Origin of the sequence: Arthrobacter parietis (assembly GCF_039530425.1) — a bacterium.
In the GTDB taxonomy this organism is placed as follows: domain Bacteria; phylum Actinomycetota; class Actinomycetes; order Actinomycetales; family Micrococcaceae; genus Arthrobacter_D; species Arthrobacter_D parietis.
In genome coordinates, this window is sequence record NZ_BAAAON010000001.1 from 309,566 (window position 1) to 328,617 (window position 19,052).

The following is a 19,052-nucleotide window of genomic DNA, read 5'->3' on the forward strand; positions in this document are numbered from 1 at the left end:
GTTCACCTCGATGTGGGAATCGGGAACGGTTCCGGCGCTTGCAGTGCGTGGCCTGCGATACCGATCGGCGGCTCGGTGACGGCGCGGTCATCAACCAGCAGAGTCGGTGAGGTCCCGGACGCAACCGTCACAGTGACGGCAGTGCCCGGCGCGTACCGCACATGGTGCGGTTGCCAGGACCGCAGCGTGCGGCCGGATGCCAGACGGACATAGTGCAGAACGAACGCCCCGCGGTACTCCAGCGACACAACCCGTGCGGATGCGCCCGGATCCGGAGCGAGCGCCACTTCATGCGGACGCAGAACGACGTCGACGTCGACGTCGCAGTTGGCCCACCCGGGCACGGTCGAGACAACACCGATCTCGCAGGTCAACAGCGCGTTGTGGACGTTGGCTGGAAGGAAATCGGCATCGCCCATGAAGGAGGCCACGAACCGGGTGGCGGGCTGCTCGAACACCTTTTCCGGTGTGTCTGCCTGTTCAATCACGCCGTCGTGCATCACGACAACCCGGTCTCCCACGGACAGCGCTTCCGTCTGGTCGTGGGTCACCAGCAGACTGGTGGTTCCTGTCTCCTTCAGCACGGCTACGATATCTGCTCGTACCCGGCCCCGGAGCGTCTCATCCAGGCTGGAGAAGGGCTCATCCAGCAGTACGACGGCGGGGCGGGGCGCCAGTGCACGCGCCACCGCCACCCGCTGCTGCTCTCCGCCTGACAGCTCATGCGGATAGCGGGCGGCAAGATGGTCGAGGCGGACCAGCTCCAGTACCTCAGCAACGCGCTTCCGCCGTTCGGGGAGGGACAGCCGGTTCAGCCCGAAGGCAACGTTTTTGGCGACAGTGAGGTTGGGAAACAGCGCATGGTCCTGGAATACCAGCCCCACACGGCGGCGTTCCGGTTCCTGGAAGTTCCGCCGGTCCGCCACAACATCACCGGCGATCGTGATCGTTCCGGAGTCCGGCCGTTCCAAACCTGCGATCATGCGCAGCATCGTCGATTTGCCGCAGCCGGAGGGCCCAATGACGGTGAGCATCTCTCCGGGAGCCACTGTCAGATCGAGGGAGGTCGCGGCCGCGATGGCGCCGTACCGCCTGCTCACCCCGCTGAGGGTCAGCGCCGTGCTGACATTGACAACCTCACCGCGCATGGGTCACCGCCCCTGCCTGCAGACCCGCCGACCGCCGGAACAGGAAATACACCGGGATGACGGCCACGGCGATGATGCCCAATGCCGGCAGCGCAGCCTTCTCCCAGAAGTTCTCCCGGGCCAACTCGTAGACCCAGACAGAGACTGTGGTGAATCCGAAGGGTCGCAGCAGAAGCACTATCGGCAGTTCCTTCACGGCATCGATCGCCACCAGCGCCAGAGCGACAGCGACGCCCCGGCGGGCCAGCGGCAGATGCACGCGTGCCAGGAGCCTGCGTGGTGTGGCTCCGAGGCTCAGCGCGGAGGAAGTCAGTGCCGGGGAGATCTTGGCGAAGCTCGCGTCGACCGCCTGGTAGGCAGGCGCAAGGAAGCGCACCACGTAGGCAACAAGGATTCCCGCCACGGACCCGGTCACAAGCAGGCCGGTTCCGCCCGGGACGCCCGCGGATTCCAGCCATCCATCCACGCGGGCGAAGGCGATGAGCACACCGATGCCGATCACTGCCCCCGGCACGGCATAGCCGAAGGTGGTAACCTGCGCTGCAGTTGCCACGACCGGACCTCCGCCCAAACGCTGGGCGTGCCCGGTGACGAGCGCGAGTCCTGCGCACACGACTGCGACCAACAATGCGACGGTCACACTGTTTACGAGATACTCGGCGAAGCGAGGGTCCACCAGTGGTTCGGACGAGGCGAGCGCCTCACCGGCAGCCCAACCGATGAGCTGTACGACCGGGAGGATGAAGCCCAACCCGAGCACCCCCAGACAGGTCAGGGCGGCAGCCCATCTGGTCCAGCCGGTGAGCCTTCGGGGCTGCAGGCCCTCTCCCCGTCCAGGCTTTTGGTGGAACCGCGACCGTCCCCGCAGGAGCCGCTCACCGCCCAGCACGGCGACGGCGAACAAGAGCACCAGCACGGAAAGCTGGGTTGCCGCATTGAAGTCGAAGGTGCCTTTCCAGACCAGGTAGACTCCCACGGAAACGGTCTGGACGTTGAAGTACTGGACGGTTGCAAAATCCGTCAGGGTTTCCATCATCACCAGCGCCAGCGCCGCGGCAAGCGAGGGCCTCGCCAGCGGAAGCACCACCCGCCACAGCGTGCGGGCGCGGCCTGCACCGAGGGTGCGCGCGGCGTCGTACGTTGTTGCGCTTTGCTCCATAAGCGCCGACCTCGCCAGCAGATAGACGTACGGGTAAAGCGTCAGGGATAGAACCACGACGGCGCCCGCCAGCGTACGTACGTCAGGCAGCCAGGCGCCGGGACCGAGCACTGCACGCAGACCGGCCTGCACCGGTCCCCCGACGTCGAAGGTGGAGAGAAAGACGAAGCCCAGAATGTAGGCGGGCATCGCGAGCGGAAGGACCAGCGCCCAGGAGAGCGTCTTCCGCAGTGGAAAATCATAGGCAGTCACCAGCCAGGCCAGGCCGCCGCCGATCAGCAGCGTCCCCACACCCACTCCCACCAGCAGGAGCACCGTGATCAGGACCATCGAACCGATGTCCTGCGGGATGCTGCCGGAGTTCAGGCTTCCGAGCCCGTCGACCACCACAGCGATGACCGGCATTGCCACCAGTGCTGCGGCAAGCAGCACAGCCGCGGACCACAGCGGACGGCCGTTCCCGGTCAGCCGATGCCGCCGTTGACCTGCAACGGCTGCGTCAACCAGGACAGCCGATTCGCTCACTTGTAGCCGGCCTCGGACAGGACATCGATCGCTTCGGCGTTCAGGTCGCCGTAGGCCGCAGCGTTCAGCGGCATGCGGCTGAACTCCCCGAATTCGGCAATCACCGGCTCGGGCTTGGCAGCCGGGTTCACCGGGAACTCATGGTTGGCGTCCACGAAGGCGTTCTGCCCCGTGGTAGCGAGCCACTCTATGAGCTGCTGGGCCTGCGCCGCGTTGTCCGAGTTCGCCACGACACCGGCCCCGGAGATGTTCACGTGGGTGCCGGCGCCCTCCTGGCTGGCCCAGTAGAGGTCCACTGCCAGGTCAGGGTTCTCCTCGAGGGTACGTGCGAGGTAATAGTGGTTGTTGATTCCCACATCGCACGCACCGGCATCGATCGCTTCGAGCAGGAGGATGTCATTACTGAGGATATCCACGTCATTGGCCACCCAGCCCCTGACGATCTCCAGTGCCTTGTCCCGGCGGTGGAGGTCGATCAGGCTCGCGACCAGTGACTGCGTGTAGGAGGACGTGGCGTCGCGCATGCACAGCCGTCCCTTCCACTTCGGATCGGCCAGTCCCGCGTAGCTGTCCGTGGCGTCGAACTCTGCCGGATCAACATTTTCCGGGTTATAGGTGAGGGTTCGCGCCCGCATGGCCAGACCGAACCACTGCCCATCCGGGTCGCGGAGGTCCTCAGGAACGGCTTCATCCAGTGCGTCCGAACTGATCGGTGCCAGCACATCCTGGCGGGCGGCGTTCCAGAGATTTCCAGCGTCCACGGTCATGAAAACGTCTGCAGGGGTGTCACTGCCCTCGGCTTTGAGCCGTTCAAGCAGCTCGGCGTCATCACCGGTGATGAACTCCACGGAGATGCCGGTTTCATCGGTGAAATCAGCGAACGCACCCTCAAGGTCATAGTGGCGGGCCGAGTAGATCTGCAGGTCTGCAGGCGCGGCGCCGATACCGAGCACGCCACACCCGGAGAGGGCAAGCACGGGAACCGCAAACGCGGTGCAGGCAGCAAGGAGCTTCGGTCGAGGCATAGGGGTACTCCTGAAGGTAGCGGCGACAGCCGCAGCAAGCTTTACAAAGGCAAGCCTAACCTATCCAGATGTGACCCTCCGACTATGTTGCGAAGATCACTACCTGCGCTGCGTCCGGGCCAAGACGAGAAGTGCAAAGCCCGTCAGAAGAGTTCGTCCTGCACGGCGATGGGCGCGGACCGGAACTCCCCAAGCTCCACGCGACGGCCCCGCAGGAGCGCGAGGTTCAGGAGGAACCTGCCTTCCGGCACAGCGATCAGTGCGGTTTGCCCGAGCAACGCAAGGACGGCCCCACCGTGATCCCCTGTCTCAAAGCTGAGCGGGTAGGCCGACGCCCGCGCTGTCAGTACCTGTTCCCAGCTGCCCGGCGGATCCCACTGCTCCTCCACCGTTTCGAACCCATCAATGCCGACGTCGGCAGCCAGCAACTGACGCAGGCCATCTGCCGCTGCGGCATTCAGAACATCCAGATCCCTGGGCGCCCGTGGGCGGGCCAGGGCCGCAGTCTTCGCCGCCGACCGGACAGCCTGCGGCAGGCCTGCATGGCGGGTTGCAGCGTCTTCAAGGACGCGGACTATCCGACCGTCGTCCGCACGAGCGACATAACGGGCAACGACTGCGCCCTGCTCGGTCAGCCGGCTCCATTTGCTGCGGTGCGAGGCCGTTCCCACCTTGGTGGCGCCGTCAGCGAAGGTCGCGACATAGAGCCAGTGCTCCTGTGCGAGGTAGGCGGCAAGCCCGGGAGGCGCCACACCGGAGCGGTGAACGTCGTGCATGAACCGGAAGTCATCACGCGCGAAACAGGGGCCGCACTGGTAGCCGCGCTCCGCCGTCGTCTGTTCCGGGCAGGGAAAGGAGCGGCGGTCCTTGGGCCCCGGCACCTTTGAATAGCCCAGGCAGAAGCGTGCACCCCTGTCCCCGAGGAGTCGGAATCCAAAACCTGCCGGAAGATTCTCAAGCGGCAACGACGCCGGAGCGCCCGGCGGCGTGGCAAGGACGAGGGACGGACCGGACCGGTCCCAGGACACGCTGTGGCACAGGAAAGGTCCGGTAAGCATGTCGCCACGCTACCGGACCCTCCTGTTTGAAGTACGCCGCCGGAGGGTCAGGCCGTCTGTCCCTCGTGCGGACCTTCCGCGATCTCCTCGAGCACCTTGTCATTGAAGGCGGGCAGATCATCGGGGTTACGGCTGGTGACGAACCCCTTGTCCACTACAACCTCATCATCGGTCCACTCGGCACCCGCGTTACGAAGGTCCGTTTCGAGCGTGTGGTAGGAGGTCATCGACCGACCGCTGACCACGCCGGCTTCAATGAGCAGCCACGGAGCATGGCAGATCGCAGCTACGGGCTTGTGCTGTTCAAAGAAACTGCGTGTGAAGGCCTGTGCGTCCTTATCCACCCGCAGATGGTCCGCATTGACGACGCCGCCGGGTAGCACCAGTGCGTCGAAATCCTCGGCCTTTGCCTGGCTGAGAGGGAGGTCGACGGGGAATTCATCACCCTTGTCCGTGCCGTTGAAACCCTGCACCGAGCCCTCGCCGGGCGCCACGAGTGTGGGCACTCCACCAGCGCCCTTCACTGCTTCCCAGGGGCTGGTCAACTCAACCTGTTCCACGCCGTCCGTGAGCAGGAAGGCCACTTTCTTGCCGGAAATATTGTGCATAGTCATGCTTCCTCCATTCCGTTGGCTTACGGGTTAAGCCTAGGAACGATCGGAATGATAAGCAACCTGACTATTACAGGCCGTCAGCTACTGCGGCGGCAGCAGCAAGCCAGGCACCCTGTGTCGCCGGCTTCAGCGCACCCCAGCGGATGCGGCCCTTCAGCAGCGCCACATCATAAGGAATGGTGACGGCACTCCGCGCAAGCTGTGCGAAACCGTCCGCAATCTGCTGGGCCTGCGCCGCTGTACCGTTCTTGTCTGACTGGCTGACAATGACGACGGCGTTCTGCGACAGCTCCGCATACTTCCCACCGCGTGCACGAAGAGCCTCGAGCAGTAGCGCGCCCGCTTCCGCGTGCTCCTCAAGCGTGGTGGTGGCGATGACCAGCTGGTCCGTGTGGTGGATCATGCGCAGCCAACGCTCGGCGGTCTCATCATTTCCGGAGTCGACGATGTTCAGCCGGAAGTACTTTGAGGCAACTTCGTGGAGGGCGTCGAAATTATCGGCGGTGATTTTCTGCTCGGAAGCGAGCACATCCGGCTTGGACCGCAGGACGTCGTATTTGTCTTCCGTCTGGTGGTGGACGTAGCGGGCAAGCAGCGCAGACTGGGCGGAGGGAGCCAGCAGCTGACTTGTCTCGGGCAGCAAGTCCATCACCGAGGAGTTGTGTGGCCCCTGTTCGGTCCGCCAGCCCAGCGTGCCGCGGGTTTCGTTATTGTCCCAGGCGAGCACCGGTCCCCCGCCGTTCCGGGCGAAAACCGCAGCGAGCATCACGGTGGTCGGCGTCTTGTTTGCGCCACCCTTGCCGTTCACCACGGAGATGGTCCGTGGACCCGGCCAGTGCTGGCTCACGGCACGCGTATGCGCCCGAATGACCAATTCCCGCTTCGATGGCGCAACGCGGATTCCCAACCGGGACAGCAAACCGCGGAAACCGGTCTCTGCGGGAACAGTTCCGTTATCCGATGCCAGGAAGGAACGGCGCCTGCCCTCGGCTGAGTCCTGCCGACGCGACTGGCGTGGCGGGTCAGCGGGGGTGCTGGGCACCGACGGAACGGGAGGCAGGGTGGTGACGGCCGTCGTCGTACCTGGTCCGGTTTCTGGTTGCATGCGGCCCTCCGGCGCGGTGGGTGGTGCCGTGGCGGGAGCCGACGGCACGGGAGCGGATACGGCGGGAGTCATGGAGCCGGCGGGCGCCACGGAGCCGGCAGCGGGTGCTGGTGGTTGCTGGGGAAGGACCACGGGAACGGACATGGTGCGGACGCTATGGGCCGATTCGTCAAAGCGGATGTCGAGCACCGGACGCCGAACGGTGTCCTCGGTGTGGCCCTCCGGCTGTGCGCCCTGTTGCGGCGCCTGCGGAGCCGGTGACAAGCGGTCCGCGAAGCGGGGAACCTCCGAGATGGGCCCTGTTCCGGGGTCACGTCCGGTGCGGCGTCGGCTTGCCCGGGTTGGGAAGTCTTCCGGGTTCTCGCCCGGCCCCCAGGCCGAATCGTTGTCAGTCATGGTTCCTGTCCTGTCGATGTGCCTCGCGCCCCATACTATAAGGAGGCTGACCACAGCCCGTCCCTGGTGCAGGCACCGGGAAAACACAACAGGCCGACAGCTCACTGCGAGCCGCCGGCCTGACACTTGTAGCGGTGGCGGGACTCGATCCCGCGACCTCACGATTATGAGTCGTGCGCTCTAACCAGCTGAGCTACACCGCCATAAATGAGACTGCCCGCTTCAATCTTACGATCTTTGGCGGGCCTCCCATTTGAGAGCCCCCCACCGGAATCGATCCGGTGACCTCGTTCTTACCAAGAACGCGCTCTACCACTGAGCTAGGGGGGCAACAGCAGAAAACTTTACCAGCTAAATCGCGTGCTGAAAAATCGAGTTGTGGGGTGGCCCAGCACAGCGAAAAGCGCCGGTGTTGCGCACAAACGTGGGGAACTTCCCACGAATCTGCACAACACCGGCGCTTTTGCGGAGGACGGAGTTCAGCGTCCCATCAGGATGCTCGAATTACCACTTTTCGCGGCGGCCGTTACCGGCACCGGCGCCCTTCTGATGACGCGGCTTGCGGTCGCCGGAGGTTGCTCCGCGGTCGCCGCGGAAGTCGCCGTCGTGCGAGCGCTCGGTGCGGAAGCCGCCGTCGTGTCCGCGGTCACCGCGATAGCCCTCACCCTTGCGATGCGGCTTCTTGAAGTCACCGGCGGGGCGGTCGCTGTTGGGGCGCCGTCCCTTGTCCAGCTCGAGGTGGATCAGTTCGCCGCCGATGCGGGTCTTGGACAGCGCGCGCCACTGGTCCTTGGAGAGCTCGGCAGGGAGCTCAACCAGGGTGTGGTCCGCGCGGATGTCAATCCCGCCGATTTGCGACGACGACAATCCACCTTCGTTGGCGATGGCTCCAACGATGGAGCCGGGCATGACGCGCTGGCGGCGACCAACGGCGATGCGGTAGGTAGCGTTACCCTCGGTGAGGGTGCGCGTGGGTCCGCGGGAGCCGAAGGCGTCCTTGCGGCCGCCTGCCCGTTCCTTCTGGCCCGCCGGCGCCTGCGGGATGTCCTTGACCAGGATGGGGTTTCCGCCCTGGGACATGACGGCGAGCGCTGCGGCGATCTCCGCGGCGGGCACGTTGTGCTCATTTTCGTAGTTGGCGATCAGGTCACGGAAGATCGAGACGTCCTCAGTGGCGAGGGTCTCGGTGATGCGCTCCGCGAACTTGTTCAGGCGGAGCTCGTTGACCGCCTCGGTGGAGGGCAGGTGCATCTGCTCGACCGGCTGGCGCGTCGCCTTCTCAATGGAACGCAGCAGGTACTTCTCACGCGGCGTGATGAACAGGATGGCATCGCCGGAACGGCCCGCGCGGCCGGTGCGGCCGATGCGGTGAACGTAGGACTCGGTGTCATGCGGGATGTCGTAGTTGACCACGAGGGAGATGCGCTCAACGTCGAGGCCACGGGCTGCGACGTCCGTTGCCACGAGGATGTCGATCTTGCCCTCACGCAGGGCCTCGATGGTGCGCTCGCGCTGCTGCTGGGGAATATCACCGTTGATGGCAGCCGCCTGGAAGCCCCGGGAACGCAACTTGTCCGCCAGGTCTTCAGTGGCCATCTTGGTGCGCACGAAGGCAATGATTCCGTCGAAGTCCTCGACCTCAAGGATGCGGGTCATTGCGTCGAGCTTGTGCGGGCCCATGACCTGCAGGAACCGCTGGCGGGTATTGGCGCCGGTGGTGGTCTTCGACTTGACCGTAATTTCCTGCGGATTGTTCAGGTACTTGGAGGCGATGCGGCGGATGGCGCTCGGCATGGTCGCCGAGAACAGCGCAACCTGCTTGTCCTCGGGCGTTCCTGCGAGGATCTGCTCCACGTCATCGGCGAAGCCCATGCGCAGCATCTCGTCAGCTTCATCGAGCACGAGGTACTGCAGGTTGGACAGGTCCAGTGATCCCTTGGACAGGTGGTCGATGACACGTCCCGGGGTGCCGACCACTACCTGAGCGCCGCGGCGCAGGCCTGCCAGCTGGGGGCCGTAGGCCGAACCGCCGTACACGGGCAGCACGGTGAAGTTGTCGATGTGCTTGGCGTAGGAGGCGAATGCCTCAGCGACCTGAAGCGCGAGCTCGCGGGTCGGTGCAAGGACAAGGACCTGCGTGAACTTCGCAGGACCGTTGAGGTCCGCGAGCTCAGCCATCCTGGACAGCGCGGGAATGGCAAATGCGGCGGTCTTGCCGGTTCCGGTCTGGGCGAGGCCTACGACGTCGCGCCCTTCCAGCAACACCGGAATGGTGGCTGCCTGGATGGGGGACGGCTTTTCGTAGCCGACGTCGGACAGCGCTGCAAGCACGCGACCGTCGAGGTTGAAGTCGGTGAACTTTACATCAGGCGTGCCGGTGTCTGCAGTTTCGGTTTCAGGGGTGGCAGTAACGTCAGGGGACAGGTTTTCAGGCATGGGGAAGTTGACCTTCACTAGGAGCCGGGCGGCGTGGTGAGCCGCATGAACAGGAAATCCAGCGCTGTTTCAATCCCGCGGCAGGACCATACATTCCAGCTTTGCACCGCTATCACAGCGGTGAAGTGCAATGTTTCTGACCGGCGCTCCCTGAATGAATCTGCCCGCTTCGATCAACGATGCGGGCCCCAACACAACCAATCCATGCCGCATGAGGGCAGGAATAAAGGGAAAACCGGTGTGGGGGATGTTTCAAGTGTACCCCACGGAGCTCCCGGCTCTTCCGTGGGAGACGCAATCTCGACGTGAGGCTGCCCACAGGACCTCTCCGGCATCGTTCAGAACAGGTCAGGCTGGCACCTGCTGTGCCTTCATCTGTGCCTGTGCCCGGGCGAGCACTTTGGCGACGTCCGGCGTGAGGATCGCGCCGTCGTCGTGCGCGGCCTGCAGCCTCGCTGCCTGCTCAGGCGAGAGGCCCGCGAACAGTTGGCCGACCGTCACCCCGTGTTCCGGTCGATGCTCGACGACGACGGCGTCCCCCGCCTCGATGTGCCCACCCTTCAGGACGCGGAGGTACGTGCCGATCCTGCCTTCCGCGGCGAAGCGCTTCACCCAGTTGGACTCCCCCAGATAGCGGGCGAAGTTCATGCATGGAGTCCGCGGCTCAGTCACCTCGAGGAGAACGTCTCCGATGCGCCACCGCTCGCCGATCACCGCATGGGTGGATTCAATTCCGGACACGCGGAGGTTTTCGCCGAACTTGCCCGGCACCATGTCGCGTCCCAGTTCCGCTGACCAGAAGTCGGCGTCTTCCTGTGAGTAGGCGTACACCGCCTTGGACGGGCCGCCGTGGTGCTTCCGGCTCGCCTGAATGTCCCCGGTCAGACCGAGCGGATGCACTTTGACGGGCCCGGCCGTAGCCCGCTTGTCGATTGCCGTGACACCGGTGGAATCCTTCGTGGGCAGCAGGGCGTGGACGCGGCATACGGCAAGAAGGGCACCTGTTGTCATGTAGCGATGGTATCCGGCAGCGCGCACGTCGCGCGCCGGCGCTTTTCAGGAGGCCGAGAACCCGCCGTCGGCCTTGATGAGCTGACCGTTGATCCACCGGCCCGCCGGCGAGAGAAGGAAAGCGACGACGCCGGCCACATCGGCCGGCGTGCCGAGGCTTCCCGTTGGCTGCTGCTGGATGAGCGCTTCGCGTACCTCGTCGGTCATCCATCCGGTGTCCACCGGACCTGGATTCACAACGTTGGAACTGATCTTCCGCTCCCCCAACTCGCGTGCCGCAGCGATCACGATCCGGTCGAGTGCGCCCTTCGATGCTCCGTACGGCAGGTTGTGCACCGTATGGTCACTGGTCAGCGCGACGATTGCGCCGCCGTCGTCCGGGCACTGCAGCGCGAAGGCGCGGATGAGCTGCCACGCTGCACGGACGTTGACGGCGAAATGACGGTCGAAGCTTTCCACGGTGGTGTCGAGGATTGATGAGTCGACGCTCTCCGCGTGTGAGAGCACCAGCCCCGTCAGCGGACCCAGTTCGGCGGCGTCGGAGATCAGTGCATCCGGCGTGCCCGGCTGCTCCAGATCGGCGGGCAGCAGCGTGACGCGTGAGCCGATCGCCTCCAGCTCCGCGGCGAGATCCCGCAACTGGGCGTATGGATCCGTGGCCTGGTTCACCCGCTCGTCATAGGGGTGCCAGTAGGAGAGGACAAGGTCCCATCCCTCCGCCGCGAGGGCACGGGCGATTCCCGCCCCAATCCCCTCGGGACGGCCGGCGCCGGTGATCAGGGCTGATCGTTGCATCATCGGATCAGTGTAGGCAGACGGTAAGTTTGGTTGTGACCCCCACCACCGGCGAAAGGTCTCCACCCATGACTGTCACAGCAATCATCAACGCGCACGTCGTTCCCATTGAAGGCGAACCCTTCGACGGAACCGTGCTGATCGAAAACGGCAAGGTCTCCGCACTCGGAGCGGACGTCACCGCTCCGGAGGGTGCCGACGTCGTCGACGCCGACGGCAAGTGGCTCCTTCCCGGCTTCGTCGATGCGCACGTGCACCTCGGCACGCATGAAGAGGGCGAGGGCTGGGCCGGCGATGACACCAACGAGATGACGGATCCGGTCACTGCCGGCGTTCGCGCCCTGGACGCGGTGAACCCCTTAGACCCAGGATTCGACGACGCCCTGACCGGCGGAGTGACCTCGGTGAACGTGAATCCCGGATCCGGTAACCCTATCGGCGGCCTCGCGGTTGCGATCCACACGCACGGCCGGTACATCGAAGAGATGGTGCTGCGCTCCCCCAGCGGGCTGAAGTCCGCCCTCGGCGAGAATCCCAAGCGCGTGTACGGCGAAAAGAAGCAAACGCCATCCACGCGGCTGGGTACGGCCATGATCATCCGTAAGGCGTTCATGGATGCGCAGAACTACATGGGCAAGGCGGACGAGAACGCCCGTGACCCGAAGCTTGAGGCCCTGGCCATGGTGCTGCGCCGCGAGATTCCCTGGCGGCAGCACGCCCACCGCGCTGACGACATCGCCACTGCGCTGCGCATAGCGGACGAGTTTGGCTACGACCTCGTGCTTGACCACGGTACCGAAGCGCACCTGCTCGCCGATGTGCTGGCGGAGCGCGGGATCCCGGTGCTGATCGGACCGCTGTTCACCACCAAGTCCAAGGTGGAGCTGCGCGGCCGCTCGATCGCCAACCCGGGGAAGTTGGCGGCGGCCGGCGTCGAAATCTCCATCATCACGGACCACCCGGTCATCCCGATCAACTTCCTGGTTCATCAGGCGACCCTCTCCGTGAAGGAGGGGCTGGACCCGGTCACGGCGCTGCGCTCCATCACCATCAACCCCGCGAAGGTGCTGGGGCTGGCTGAGCGCATCGGTTCCCTGGAGCCGGGCAAGGACGCCGACGTCGTCCTGTGGAGCGGTGATCCGCTGGATGTCATGCAGCGTGCGCTCACCGTCTGGATCGGCGGCAAAGAGGTCTACCGTTACGACGAGGCGGCGCGCACCGGCGTCGTAGCTCCCCGCGGCTGACGTGGCACGACAGCCCCGCCCAGACCTTCCGCCACGGCCGCTGACCATTCGGGCAGCGATTGCCGTGGAGGTGCTGGTCAGCGTCCTGTTCCTGATCGCCGCCGCAAGCTTCCTGATCTCCGCGGCGGCCCAGGAGATAGACCGGGCGGGGCTGATCGGCCTCGGTGCGCTGCTGGGCGGACTCGCCGTCGTTCAGCTGGTGCTGGTGCTGGGACTCCGCCGGGGCAAACGCGGCGCCCGTGAGCTTCTGACGACGATCGGGCTCATTGTCGGAGTTCCAATCCTGGTCCGCCGCACGCCCGGCCTGTCCGTGGTGAGCGTGGTCATGCTGATCGGCGTCGTGCTGATGTGGCTGCCGACGTCGACAGCCTGGTTCCAGCGGATCAGCCCGAAGCCGCAGAACAAGTGGGTGCGGCTGGTCAGCCGGACCGTAAGCCCGTTCCGGAAGCGCTGATCCCCTAGAGGTTCGTGAACGCCTTTTCGAGGTCCGCGATGAGGTCCTCAACGTCCTCGATGCCCACGGACAGGCGCACCAGATTCTCCGGCACCGCCAGCTCAGTGCCCTTGACCGAGGCATGCGTCATCTCGGACGGATAGTTCATCAGGGACTCGATGCCGCCGAGGGATTCCGCGAGCGTGAAGAGTTCCGTCGATTCAGCGACCGTGCGCGCGGCCTGCTCTCCGCCTTTGAAAGACACGGAGATCATGCCGCCGAAGTCCCGCATCTGGCGCGCAGCAAGCTCATGGCCGGGGTGATCCGCCAGGCCCGGGTAGTAGACGCGCTCCACTTCTTCACGACCCTGGAGCCACTGGGCGATCGCGAGCGCATTGGTGCTGTGCCGATCCATCCGCACACCGAGGGTCTTCAGACCGCGCGTGGTCAGCCACGCCTCCATGGGCGCGGATACGGCGCCCACTGCGAATTGGATGAAGCCCACCTTCTCGGCAAGGTCAGCATCATTGAGGATGACGGCGCCGCCGCTTGCGTCCGAGTGCCCACCGATGTACTTCGTGGTCGAGTGGACAACCACGTCGGCACCGAACGAGAGCGGCTGCTGCAGGTACGGGGTTGCGAACGTGTTGTCGACAACCAGCATCGCGCCGGCCTTCTTCGCGATGGCTGCAATGGCTGCAATATCGGTAATCTTCATCATCGGGTTGGACGGCGTCTCAACCCAGACCATGCGGGTCTTCCCGGAGTTCACCGCATTTTCGACGGCGTCGAGATCCGACATGTCTACAGCTGAATTGGTGATACCCCAGTCCGCGAGCACGCGGTTGATGAGCCGGTAGGTTCCGCCGTAGGCGTCGTTACCCAGAACGATGTGATCGCCGGGCCGGAGAGCTGCCCGGATCAGGGCGTCCTCGGCAGCAAGGCCTGAGGAGAAGCTGAAAGCATGCTCCGCCCCCTCAAGCGCTGCGAGCTGGGCCTGGAGGGAATCACGGGTGGGGTTGGTGCCGCGCCCGTACTCATACCCGTTGCGCAGCTGACCAATGCCGTCCTGCGCGAAGGTGGTTGTCTGGTACAGCGGCGGAATGACCGCGCCCGTGGTGGGGTCAGGGGTCTGCCCGGCGTGGACTGCGCGCGTGTTGAAGCCGTTGGTTGAGGTCACTGGGTTGCTCTCCTTCGAAAGGTTTAGCTGCTCAGATACGTCAGCAGGTCGTGGCGCGTAAGTATTCCCACGGGCGCTCCCACGAAGGTAACCATCAGGGCATCGCTGCCCTGCAGCCGCTCACGTGCGCTGGTCACCGACTCAAGCGAGCCGATGAGCGGCATCTTCTCCCCCATGTGCTCGGAGATCTTGTCGGTGAGCTTGGCTGCGCCGTGGAAGATCTTCTCCGTGAGATGGCGCTCATCGACGGAGCCGAGGACCTCGCCCATCACCACCGGCGGTTCCTGCGAGAGGACCGGGATGTTGGACACGCCGAACTCATTCATGATCATGATGACGTCCCGGACGGTCTCATTCGGGTGCGTGTGCACGAGATCAGGCAGCGCGCCGTTCTTCGAGCGGAGCACCTCGCCGACCGACGACTCATCACCGCTGTCCATGAAGCCGTAGGACTTCATCCAGTCATCATTGAAGATCTTGCCTAGATAGCCGCGGCCGCTGTCAGGCAGAAGAACGACGACGACGTCCTCCTCGGTAAGGTCCTTCGCCGCGCGGAGCGCGGCCACTACCGCCATACCGGACGAACCGCCCACCAGGAGGCCCTCCTCACGGGCGAGCCTGCGAGTCATGGCAAAGCTCTCGGCGTCGTTCACGGGAATGATCTCGTCCGGAACCGACGGGTCATAGGCGTCCGGCCACATGTCCTCGCCGACGCCCTCCACGAAGTACGGGCGCCCGGTGCCGCCGGAATAGACCGAACCTTCCGGGTCTGCACCGATGACGCGGACGGTCCCCGACTCGCGGTCCTTCGAAATGTCCTTGAGGTAGCGGCCGGTGCCGCTGATGGTGCCGCCGGTGCCCACGCCGGTGACGAAGTGTGTGATCCGCCCCTCGGTGTCATGCCAGATCTCAGGGCCGGTGCTCTCATAGTGGCTGAGCGGGCCGTTGGGATTGGAGAACTGGTCGGGCTTGAAGGCACCTGGGATTTCGCGCGTCAGGCGGTCCGAGACACCGTAGTAGGACTGCGGGCTGTCCGGTGCAACGGCCGTCGGGGTGACCACCACCTCGGCGCCGTACGCTGCCAGGACGTTGCGCTTGTCCACGCCCACCTTGTCCGGCACCACGAAGATGCACTTGTACCCGCGCTGCTGGGCAACGAGCGCAAGCCCGACGCCGGTGTTCCCCGACGTAGGCTCGATGATGGTACCTCCGGGGCCCAGCTTGCCCTCTTTTTCTGCGGCGTCGATGATCTTGACGGCGATGCGGTCCTTCACCGACCCGCCGGGATTCATGTACTCCACCTTCACCAGGACCGTAGCGGCGATGCCATCGGTGACCTTGTTGAGCTTGATGAGGGGGGTGTTACCGATGAGATCCAGGACGGAGTTGGCGAACTTCATGGTTAACAAGTTACCGCTATGCACTCCGTGGACCTGACTCAATGGATCTGACGGCGCACCTGCGACCGGCGAACCGTCACCGGCACGTGCGAGCATTAACAGCATGACCATCACCACTTCCGCCCCGGCCGCTCTGTCGGCAGAGTGGGAGCTCCATGAGCCGTACGCGCTACTGCCTTCCGTCGGACCGCTGCAGTGCGGTCCTTCCGATCCCACTGTCGTGATCCGAGAAGGCGCAGTGTGGATGGCTTTCCGGAACGACGACGGCGCGGCCACCCTTCGCTTGTCCCAGCGGGGCGGTCTGCGGTCATCTTCAGTGCACGCAACAGCGTGGGGACCGGGTGCCTCCCTTGCCCTTGCCTCTGTTCCGCAGTTGGCGGGATTGGTCGATGACTGGAGCGGGTTCGACTCCCCTGCCTTCGCGGCCGCGCTGCCCGAGTTGGCCCGGAAGGGCCGCTATCTTCAGCCCGGCCTCCGGTTGCCTGCAACCGGAAGGATGCTTGACGCCGTCGTGCGCGTCATTCTGGAGCAGAAGGTGACGGGGCTTGAGGCGAAGCGGGCATGGCGGTACCTGGTGACCCGCTTCGGTGATCCCGCACCGGCAGCGCCCGGCGCTCCGCGGGAGCTTCGGCTGCCTCCGACTGCTGCACAGTGGCGGCGGGTTCCGTCCTGGGAGTGGCACCGGGCAGGTGTTGATTCGAAACGGTCGGCCGCAGCGTTGCGGGCTGCCGGCGTCGCGTCCGGCCTGGAGCGGTTGGCGGGACTTGATGCTGCGGGTGTGCACGCCGGGCTGTGCTCGATTCCCGGGATCGGCGTGTGGACTGCCGCCGAGGTGCTTCAGCGCACGCACGGGTGTCCCGATTCGATTTCGGTGGGCGACTTCCACCTCGCGGCCTTCGTTGGGGCGGCGCTGACCGGCGAGCGCACTGACGACGCCGGCATGCTCGAGTTGCTCAAACCGTGGGCGGGCCAGCGTCAGCGGGTGGTGCGGATGTTGTACGCGAGCGGGTTCCGGAAGCAGGCGTACGGTCCGCGGCTGTCGCCCGAAGACCACCGGCGGCGGTAGGTTCTGCTGCCGGTGCGCGCAATCCTGCACCTTCTCGCTGTCGGTGTTCCTGCCGTCCGCCTGTTTCCGGCGGTTGGCTGCGCCGTCGTCGTCATGTCCGGCCAGAAGCTGCAGGGTTGTGCGTTTGTTTGGGGCTTAACGTGCGAAGGCTCCGGCCCCCACTGTTGACGGGGGTCGGAGCCTTCGACGAAGTCTTGTTATGCCTGGGGCTGAGCACCTTCAGGCTGCGCGCCGTCAGCGGAGGCCTTGGCCTGCTGCTCGGCGACCTGTGCGTGGACTTCCTTCATGTCCAGTGCCTTGACGGCGTCGACCAGCTCGGTGAACTGGTTGTTGTTCAGTGCACCCGGCTGCGAGAAGACGAGGACCTTCTCGCGGAACGCCATCAGCGTGGGGATGGAGGTGATGCCTGCTGCCGCGGCGAGCGACTGCTCGGCTTCAGTGTCCACCTTCGCGAAGGTGACGTCGCTGTGCTGCTGGGACACGGCGTCGTACACGGGAGCAAACTGCTTACACGGGCCACACCATTCAGCCCAGAAATCGACGAACACGATGTCGTTCGTTTCGATGGTCTCGGGGAAAGTTGCCTCAGTGATGTCAATAGTTGCCATGTCTTCACGCTAACGAGAATCGGCGGAGATGTCTCGTCCTGTTCGCTCTGCGCGAGGCCGCTTGGTACAACGCGAGGCTGGATGCGCGCAGACAAGAAGACGGCGCGCTTCATTCCAATTCGGACAGGTGGGTGGCGGTTATCCACATTTTCCTGCAAGTGCCGCTGTGGGCGGAGCGCTTCGAATAGCGTCAGTTTCGCGGACGAAAACGCTACGGAAAGGACGCAAGATGACCCGCCATACGGCTTTGATTCTCACCCACCAACTGGATGCTGAAGAATCACTCGAACGCAGCATCGCTCTGCTCGACGACCTGTTCTCGAAACTCCCTTTCATTCCCGATCCAGGACGCACGGAACTACATGCCGTGGCGCCTGCAACCGCTCTGAAAGAGAAGCTCGTGCTTCCTCGGGGACAGCACGGCGAGGAACTGGCAGCAACCCCGGCCGGAGACGTGCACCACCTTTTCGATGGGCAAAGCTGGCACACGCCCGAGCAGTGTCCTCCTGCACCGATGGACAGCAATGGCGCTACAGGCTGGCAGTGGCTCTACTTCAACACACTGCACAACACAGATGCGACTACCATCTGCTACCTCTGGGACATCCACGCGCTTGGTGCCCGAAGCGCTGCTTGATCCAGCGCGATCAAAGCGAAAGGCCCGCACTACCCTGGATTTCCGGGCAGTACGGGCCTTCGTGGCGAGTGGCAGATGAGGGATTCGAACCCCCGTAGGCTGTGCCAGCTGATTTACAGTCAGCCCCCTTTGGCCGCTCGGGTAATCTGCCGAACGTCTCGTGAAGAAAAACTCTTCAGGAAGACTGCCCGCGGATCGCCGTCCGCAGGCAAAATAACTTTACAGAACATCCCGCGCATTATCGAATCGTGTTCCGGTATAGCCGAATTCAGCGACCGGACGCCACCCGACGCTCGATCTGCGCGTAGAAGCTCTTCGCCTGGTCAGCGGTCACCAGGCCCATCTCCACCGCGTTCTGAAGGTCCGCGCGTACGCCCTGCAATCGGACAGAAGACGAGGATTCTGACCCAACATCCGGCTCCTGCGGCAGCGTAACGATGGGCGATGCAGCAACCGACGGCTCCGCTCCCACCCCTGTCAGCGAGGCGGCCATGATCAGCGACCCGGCAACAGCATGTCGGGCATGGACAAAGTAGCGACGCGATTGCGCGGTCAAGAGTTCCTCCTGAGAACGGCTGAGGGTTCCACCGTTTCACCCGCACATGAACGCCGCCTGTCGCGAAGCTGTGAATTAGGGTAGGAGCAGGAAAATACCAACCAGAAGGAGGCAACGGTGGCCAGTGAATCCACATTCGACGTTGTAAGCAAGGTAGACAAGCAGGAAGTTGCCAACGCGCTGAACCAGGCACAGAAGGAACTTGCCCAGCGCTACGATTTCAAGGGTGTTGGAGCTGAGGTGGATTTCAGCGGCGAGATGATCCTCATGAAGGCAAACTCGGAAGAGCGCGTGCTCGCTGTGCTCGACGTCCTGCAGTCCAAGATGATCAAGCGCGGCATCTCGCTGAAGTCCCTCGACACCGGCGAGCCCTACGCCTCGGGCAAGGAATTCCGCCTCGAGACAACCATCAAAGAGGGCATCGCACAGGACATCGCCAAGAAAATTAACAAGCTCATCCGCGATGAGGCACCCAAGGGCGTCAAATCCCAGATCCAGGGTGACGAGTTGCGCGTCAGCTCCAAGTCCCGCGATGACCTGCAGGCCACCATGGCTCTGCTCAAGAACTTTGACGAGGCGGACCTCCAGTTCGTGAACATGCGGTAGGCATCCAAGCCACCAACGACGGCGACGCTCCCTTGAGAGGGGGCGTCGCC

18 protein-coding genes and 3 tRNA genes are annotated in these 19,052 nt (G+C 64.4%); 5 read left to right on the forward strand and 16 right to left on the reverse strand.

The features are described 5' to 3' along the window. Nucleotides 1–2: 2 nt before the first annotated feature. The 11 genes from ABFX19_RS01460 to ABFX19_RS01510 all read right to left on the reverse strand — a co-directional run bounded on the left by ABFX19_RS01460 (nt 3) and on the right by ABFX19_RS01510 (nt 11,275). Entirely contained in the window at nt 3–1,148 is a 1,146-nt protein-coding gene (locus ABFX19_RS01460; RefSeq protein ID WP_056543886.1) for an ABC transporter ATP-binding protein, read from the reverse strand. Beyond that, on the reverse strand, nt 1,138–2,832 hold the full coding sequence (locus tag ABFX19_RS01465) for an ABC transporter permease (protein WP_346027218.1): 1,695 nt from the start codon (nt 2,830–2,832) through the stop codon (nt 1,138–1,140). Before ABFX19_RS01465 ends, ABFX19_RS01460 begins: the two co-directional genes overlap by 11 nt. Continuing rightward, the gene (locus ABFX19_RS01470) at nt 2,829–3,857 is read right to left on the reverse strand and encodes an extracellular solute-binding protein (protein WP_346027219.1); all 1,029 of its coding nucleotides are present in this window, start codon (nt 3,855–3,857) and stop codon (nt 2,829–2,831) included. Before ABFX19_RS01470 ends, ABFX19_RS01465 begins: the two co-directional genes overlap by 4 nt. 143 nt (nt 3,858–4,000) lie before the next feature. Then, nucleotides 4,001–4,915 carry a DUF2797 domain-containing protein gene (locus ABFX19_RS01475; protein WP_346027220.1) on the reverse strand — a complete coding sequence of 305 codons (915 nt, stop codon included), beginning with the start codon at nt 4,913–4,915 and terminating at the stop codon, nt 4,001–4,003. Between the two features lie 47 nt (nt 4,916–4,962). Further along, entirely contained in the window at nt 4,963–5,529 is a 567-nt protein-coding gene (locus ABFX19_RS01480; RefSeq protein WP_056543877.1) for a type 1 glutamine amidotransferase domain-containing protein, read from the reverse strand. Nucleotides 5,530–5,596: 67 nt separating this feature from the next. Next, complete coding sequence (locus ABFX19_RS01485) at nt 5,597–7,030, reverse strand: MinD/ParA family ATP-binding protein (RefSeq protein ID WP_346027221.1); 1,434 nt, start codon at nt 7,028–7,030, stop codon at nt 5,597–5,599. A gap of 129 nt (nt 7,031–7,159) precedes the next feature. Next, nucleotides 7,160–7,233 (reverse strand) — tRNA-Met (locus ABFX19_RS01490). Between the two features lie 55 nt (nt 7,234–7,288). After that, nucleotides 7,289–7,360, reverse strand: a tRNA-Thr gene (locus ABFX19_RS01495). Nucleotides 7,361–7,534: 174 nt separating this feature from the next. Beyond that, nucleotides 7,535–9,466, reverse strand: coding sequence for a DEAD/DEAH box helicase (locus ABFX19_RS01500; RefSeq protein ID WP_346027222.1), 1,932 nt, complete (start codon nt 9,464–9,466; stop codon nt 7,535–7,537). Between the two features lie 348 nt (nt 9,467–9,814). Next, nucleotides 9,815–10,477: an MOSC domain-containing protein gene (locus ABFX19_RS01505; protein WP_346027223.1), complete on the reverse strand. Its 663-nt coding sequence runs from the start codon at nt 10,475–10,477 to the stop codon at nt 9,815–9,817. 45 nt (nt 10,478–10,522) lie between these two features. Continuing rightward, entirely contained in the window at nt 10,523–11,275 is a 753-nt protein-coding gene (locus ABFX19_RS01510; protein WP_346027224.1) for an SDR family oxidoreductase, read from the reverse strand. Between the two features lie 65 nt (nt 11,276–11,340). On the opposite strand from ABFX19_RS01510, the gene ABFX19_RS01515 reads away from it, so the two are divergent. Beyond that, nucleotides 11,341–12,516, forward strand: a complete 1,176-nt coding sequence (locus ABFX19_RS01515; RefSeq protein ID WP_346027225.1) for an amidohydrolase — start codon at nt 11,341–11,343, stop codon at nt 12,514–12,516. Between the two features lies 1 nt (nt 12,517). Beyond that, the gene (locus tag ABFX19_RS01520; protein ID WP_346027226.1) at nt 12,518–12,970 is read left to right on the forward strand and encodes a hypothetical protein; all 453 of its coding nucleotides are present in this window, start codon (nt 12,518–12,520) and stop codon (nt 12,968–12,970) included. A gap of 4 nt (nt 12,971–12,974) precedes the next feature. Here the strand turns inward: ABFX19_RS01520 and ABFX19_RS01525 are convergent, their stop codons facing one another. Together ABFX19_RS01525 and ABFX19_RS01530 are read right to left on the reverse strand one after the other, a co-directional pair. Continuing rightward, a complete protein-coding gene (locus tag ABFX19_RS01525; RefSeq protein ID WP_346027227.1) occupies nt 12,975–14,129 on the reverse strand; it encodes a cystathionine gamma-synthase in 1,155 nt (384 codons plus the stop codon). Nucleotides 14,130–14,152: 23 nt separating this feature from the next. Continuing rightward, a complete protein-coding gene (locus tag ABFX19_RS01530) occupies nt 14,153–15,529 on the reverse strand; it encodes a cystathionine beta-synthase (protein WP_346027228.1) in 1,377 nt (458 codons plus the stop codon). Nucleotides 15,530–15,632: 103 nt separating this feature from the next. On the opposite strand from ABFX19_RS01530, the gene ABFX19_RS01535 reads away from it, so the two are divergent. Further along, nucleotides 15,633–16,595 (forward strand): DNA-3-methyladenine glycosylase family protein, encoded by a 963-nt coding sequence (locus ABFX19_RS01535; protein ID WP_346027229.1) that lies wholly within the window; start codon nt 15,633–15,635, stop codon nt 16,593–16,595. Between the two features lie 197 nt (nt 16,596–16,792). Here ABFX19_RS01535 and trxA read toward each other — a convergent pair whose 3' ends face one another. Continuing rightward, the gene (gene trxA, locus ABFX19_RS01540) at nt 16,793–17,203 is read right to left on the reverse strand and encodes a thioredoxin (protein ID WP_277358723.1); all 411 of its coding nucleotides are present in this window, start codon (nt 17,201–17,203) and stop codon (nt 16,793–16,795) included. A gap of 229 nt (nt 17,204–17,432) precedes the next feature. Between trxA and ABFX19_RS01545 the strand changes: the two genes are divergently transcribed. Further along, complete coding sequence (locus ABFX19_RS01545) at nt 17,433–17,840, forward strand: hypothetical protein (RefSeq protein ID WP_346027230.1); 408 nt, start codon at nt 17,433–17,435, stop codon at nt 17,838–17,840. 69 nt (nt 17,841–17,909) lie between these two features. Here ABFX19_RS01545 and ABFX19_RS01550 read toward each other — a convergent pair. Continuing rightward, a tRNA-Tyr gene (locus ABFX19_RS01550) sits at nt 17,910–17,991 on the reverse strand. Between the two features lie 117 nt (nt 17,992–18,108). Beyond that, nucleotides 18,109–18,396, reverse strand: a complete 288-nt coding sequence (locus ABFX19_RS01555; protein ID WP_346027231.1) for a hypothetical protein — start codon at nt 18,394–18,396, stop codon at nt 18,109–18,111. A 117-nt stretch (nt 18,397–18,513) separates the two neighbouring features. Here ABFX19_RS01555 and ABFX19_RS01560 point away from each other — a divergent pair, with 117 nt between their 5' ends. Then, a complete protein-coding gene (locus ABFX19_RS01560; protein WP_056543842.1) occupies nt 18,514–19,002 on the forward strand; it encodes a YajQ family cyclic di-GMP-binding protein in 489 nt (162 codons plus the stop codon). The last annotated feature ends 50 nt before the right edge of the window (nt 19,003–19,052 follow it).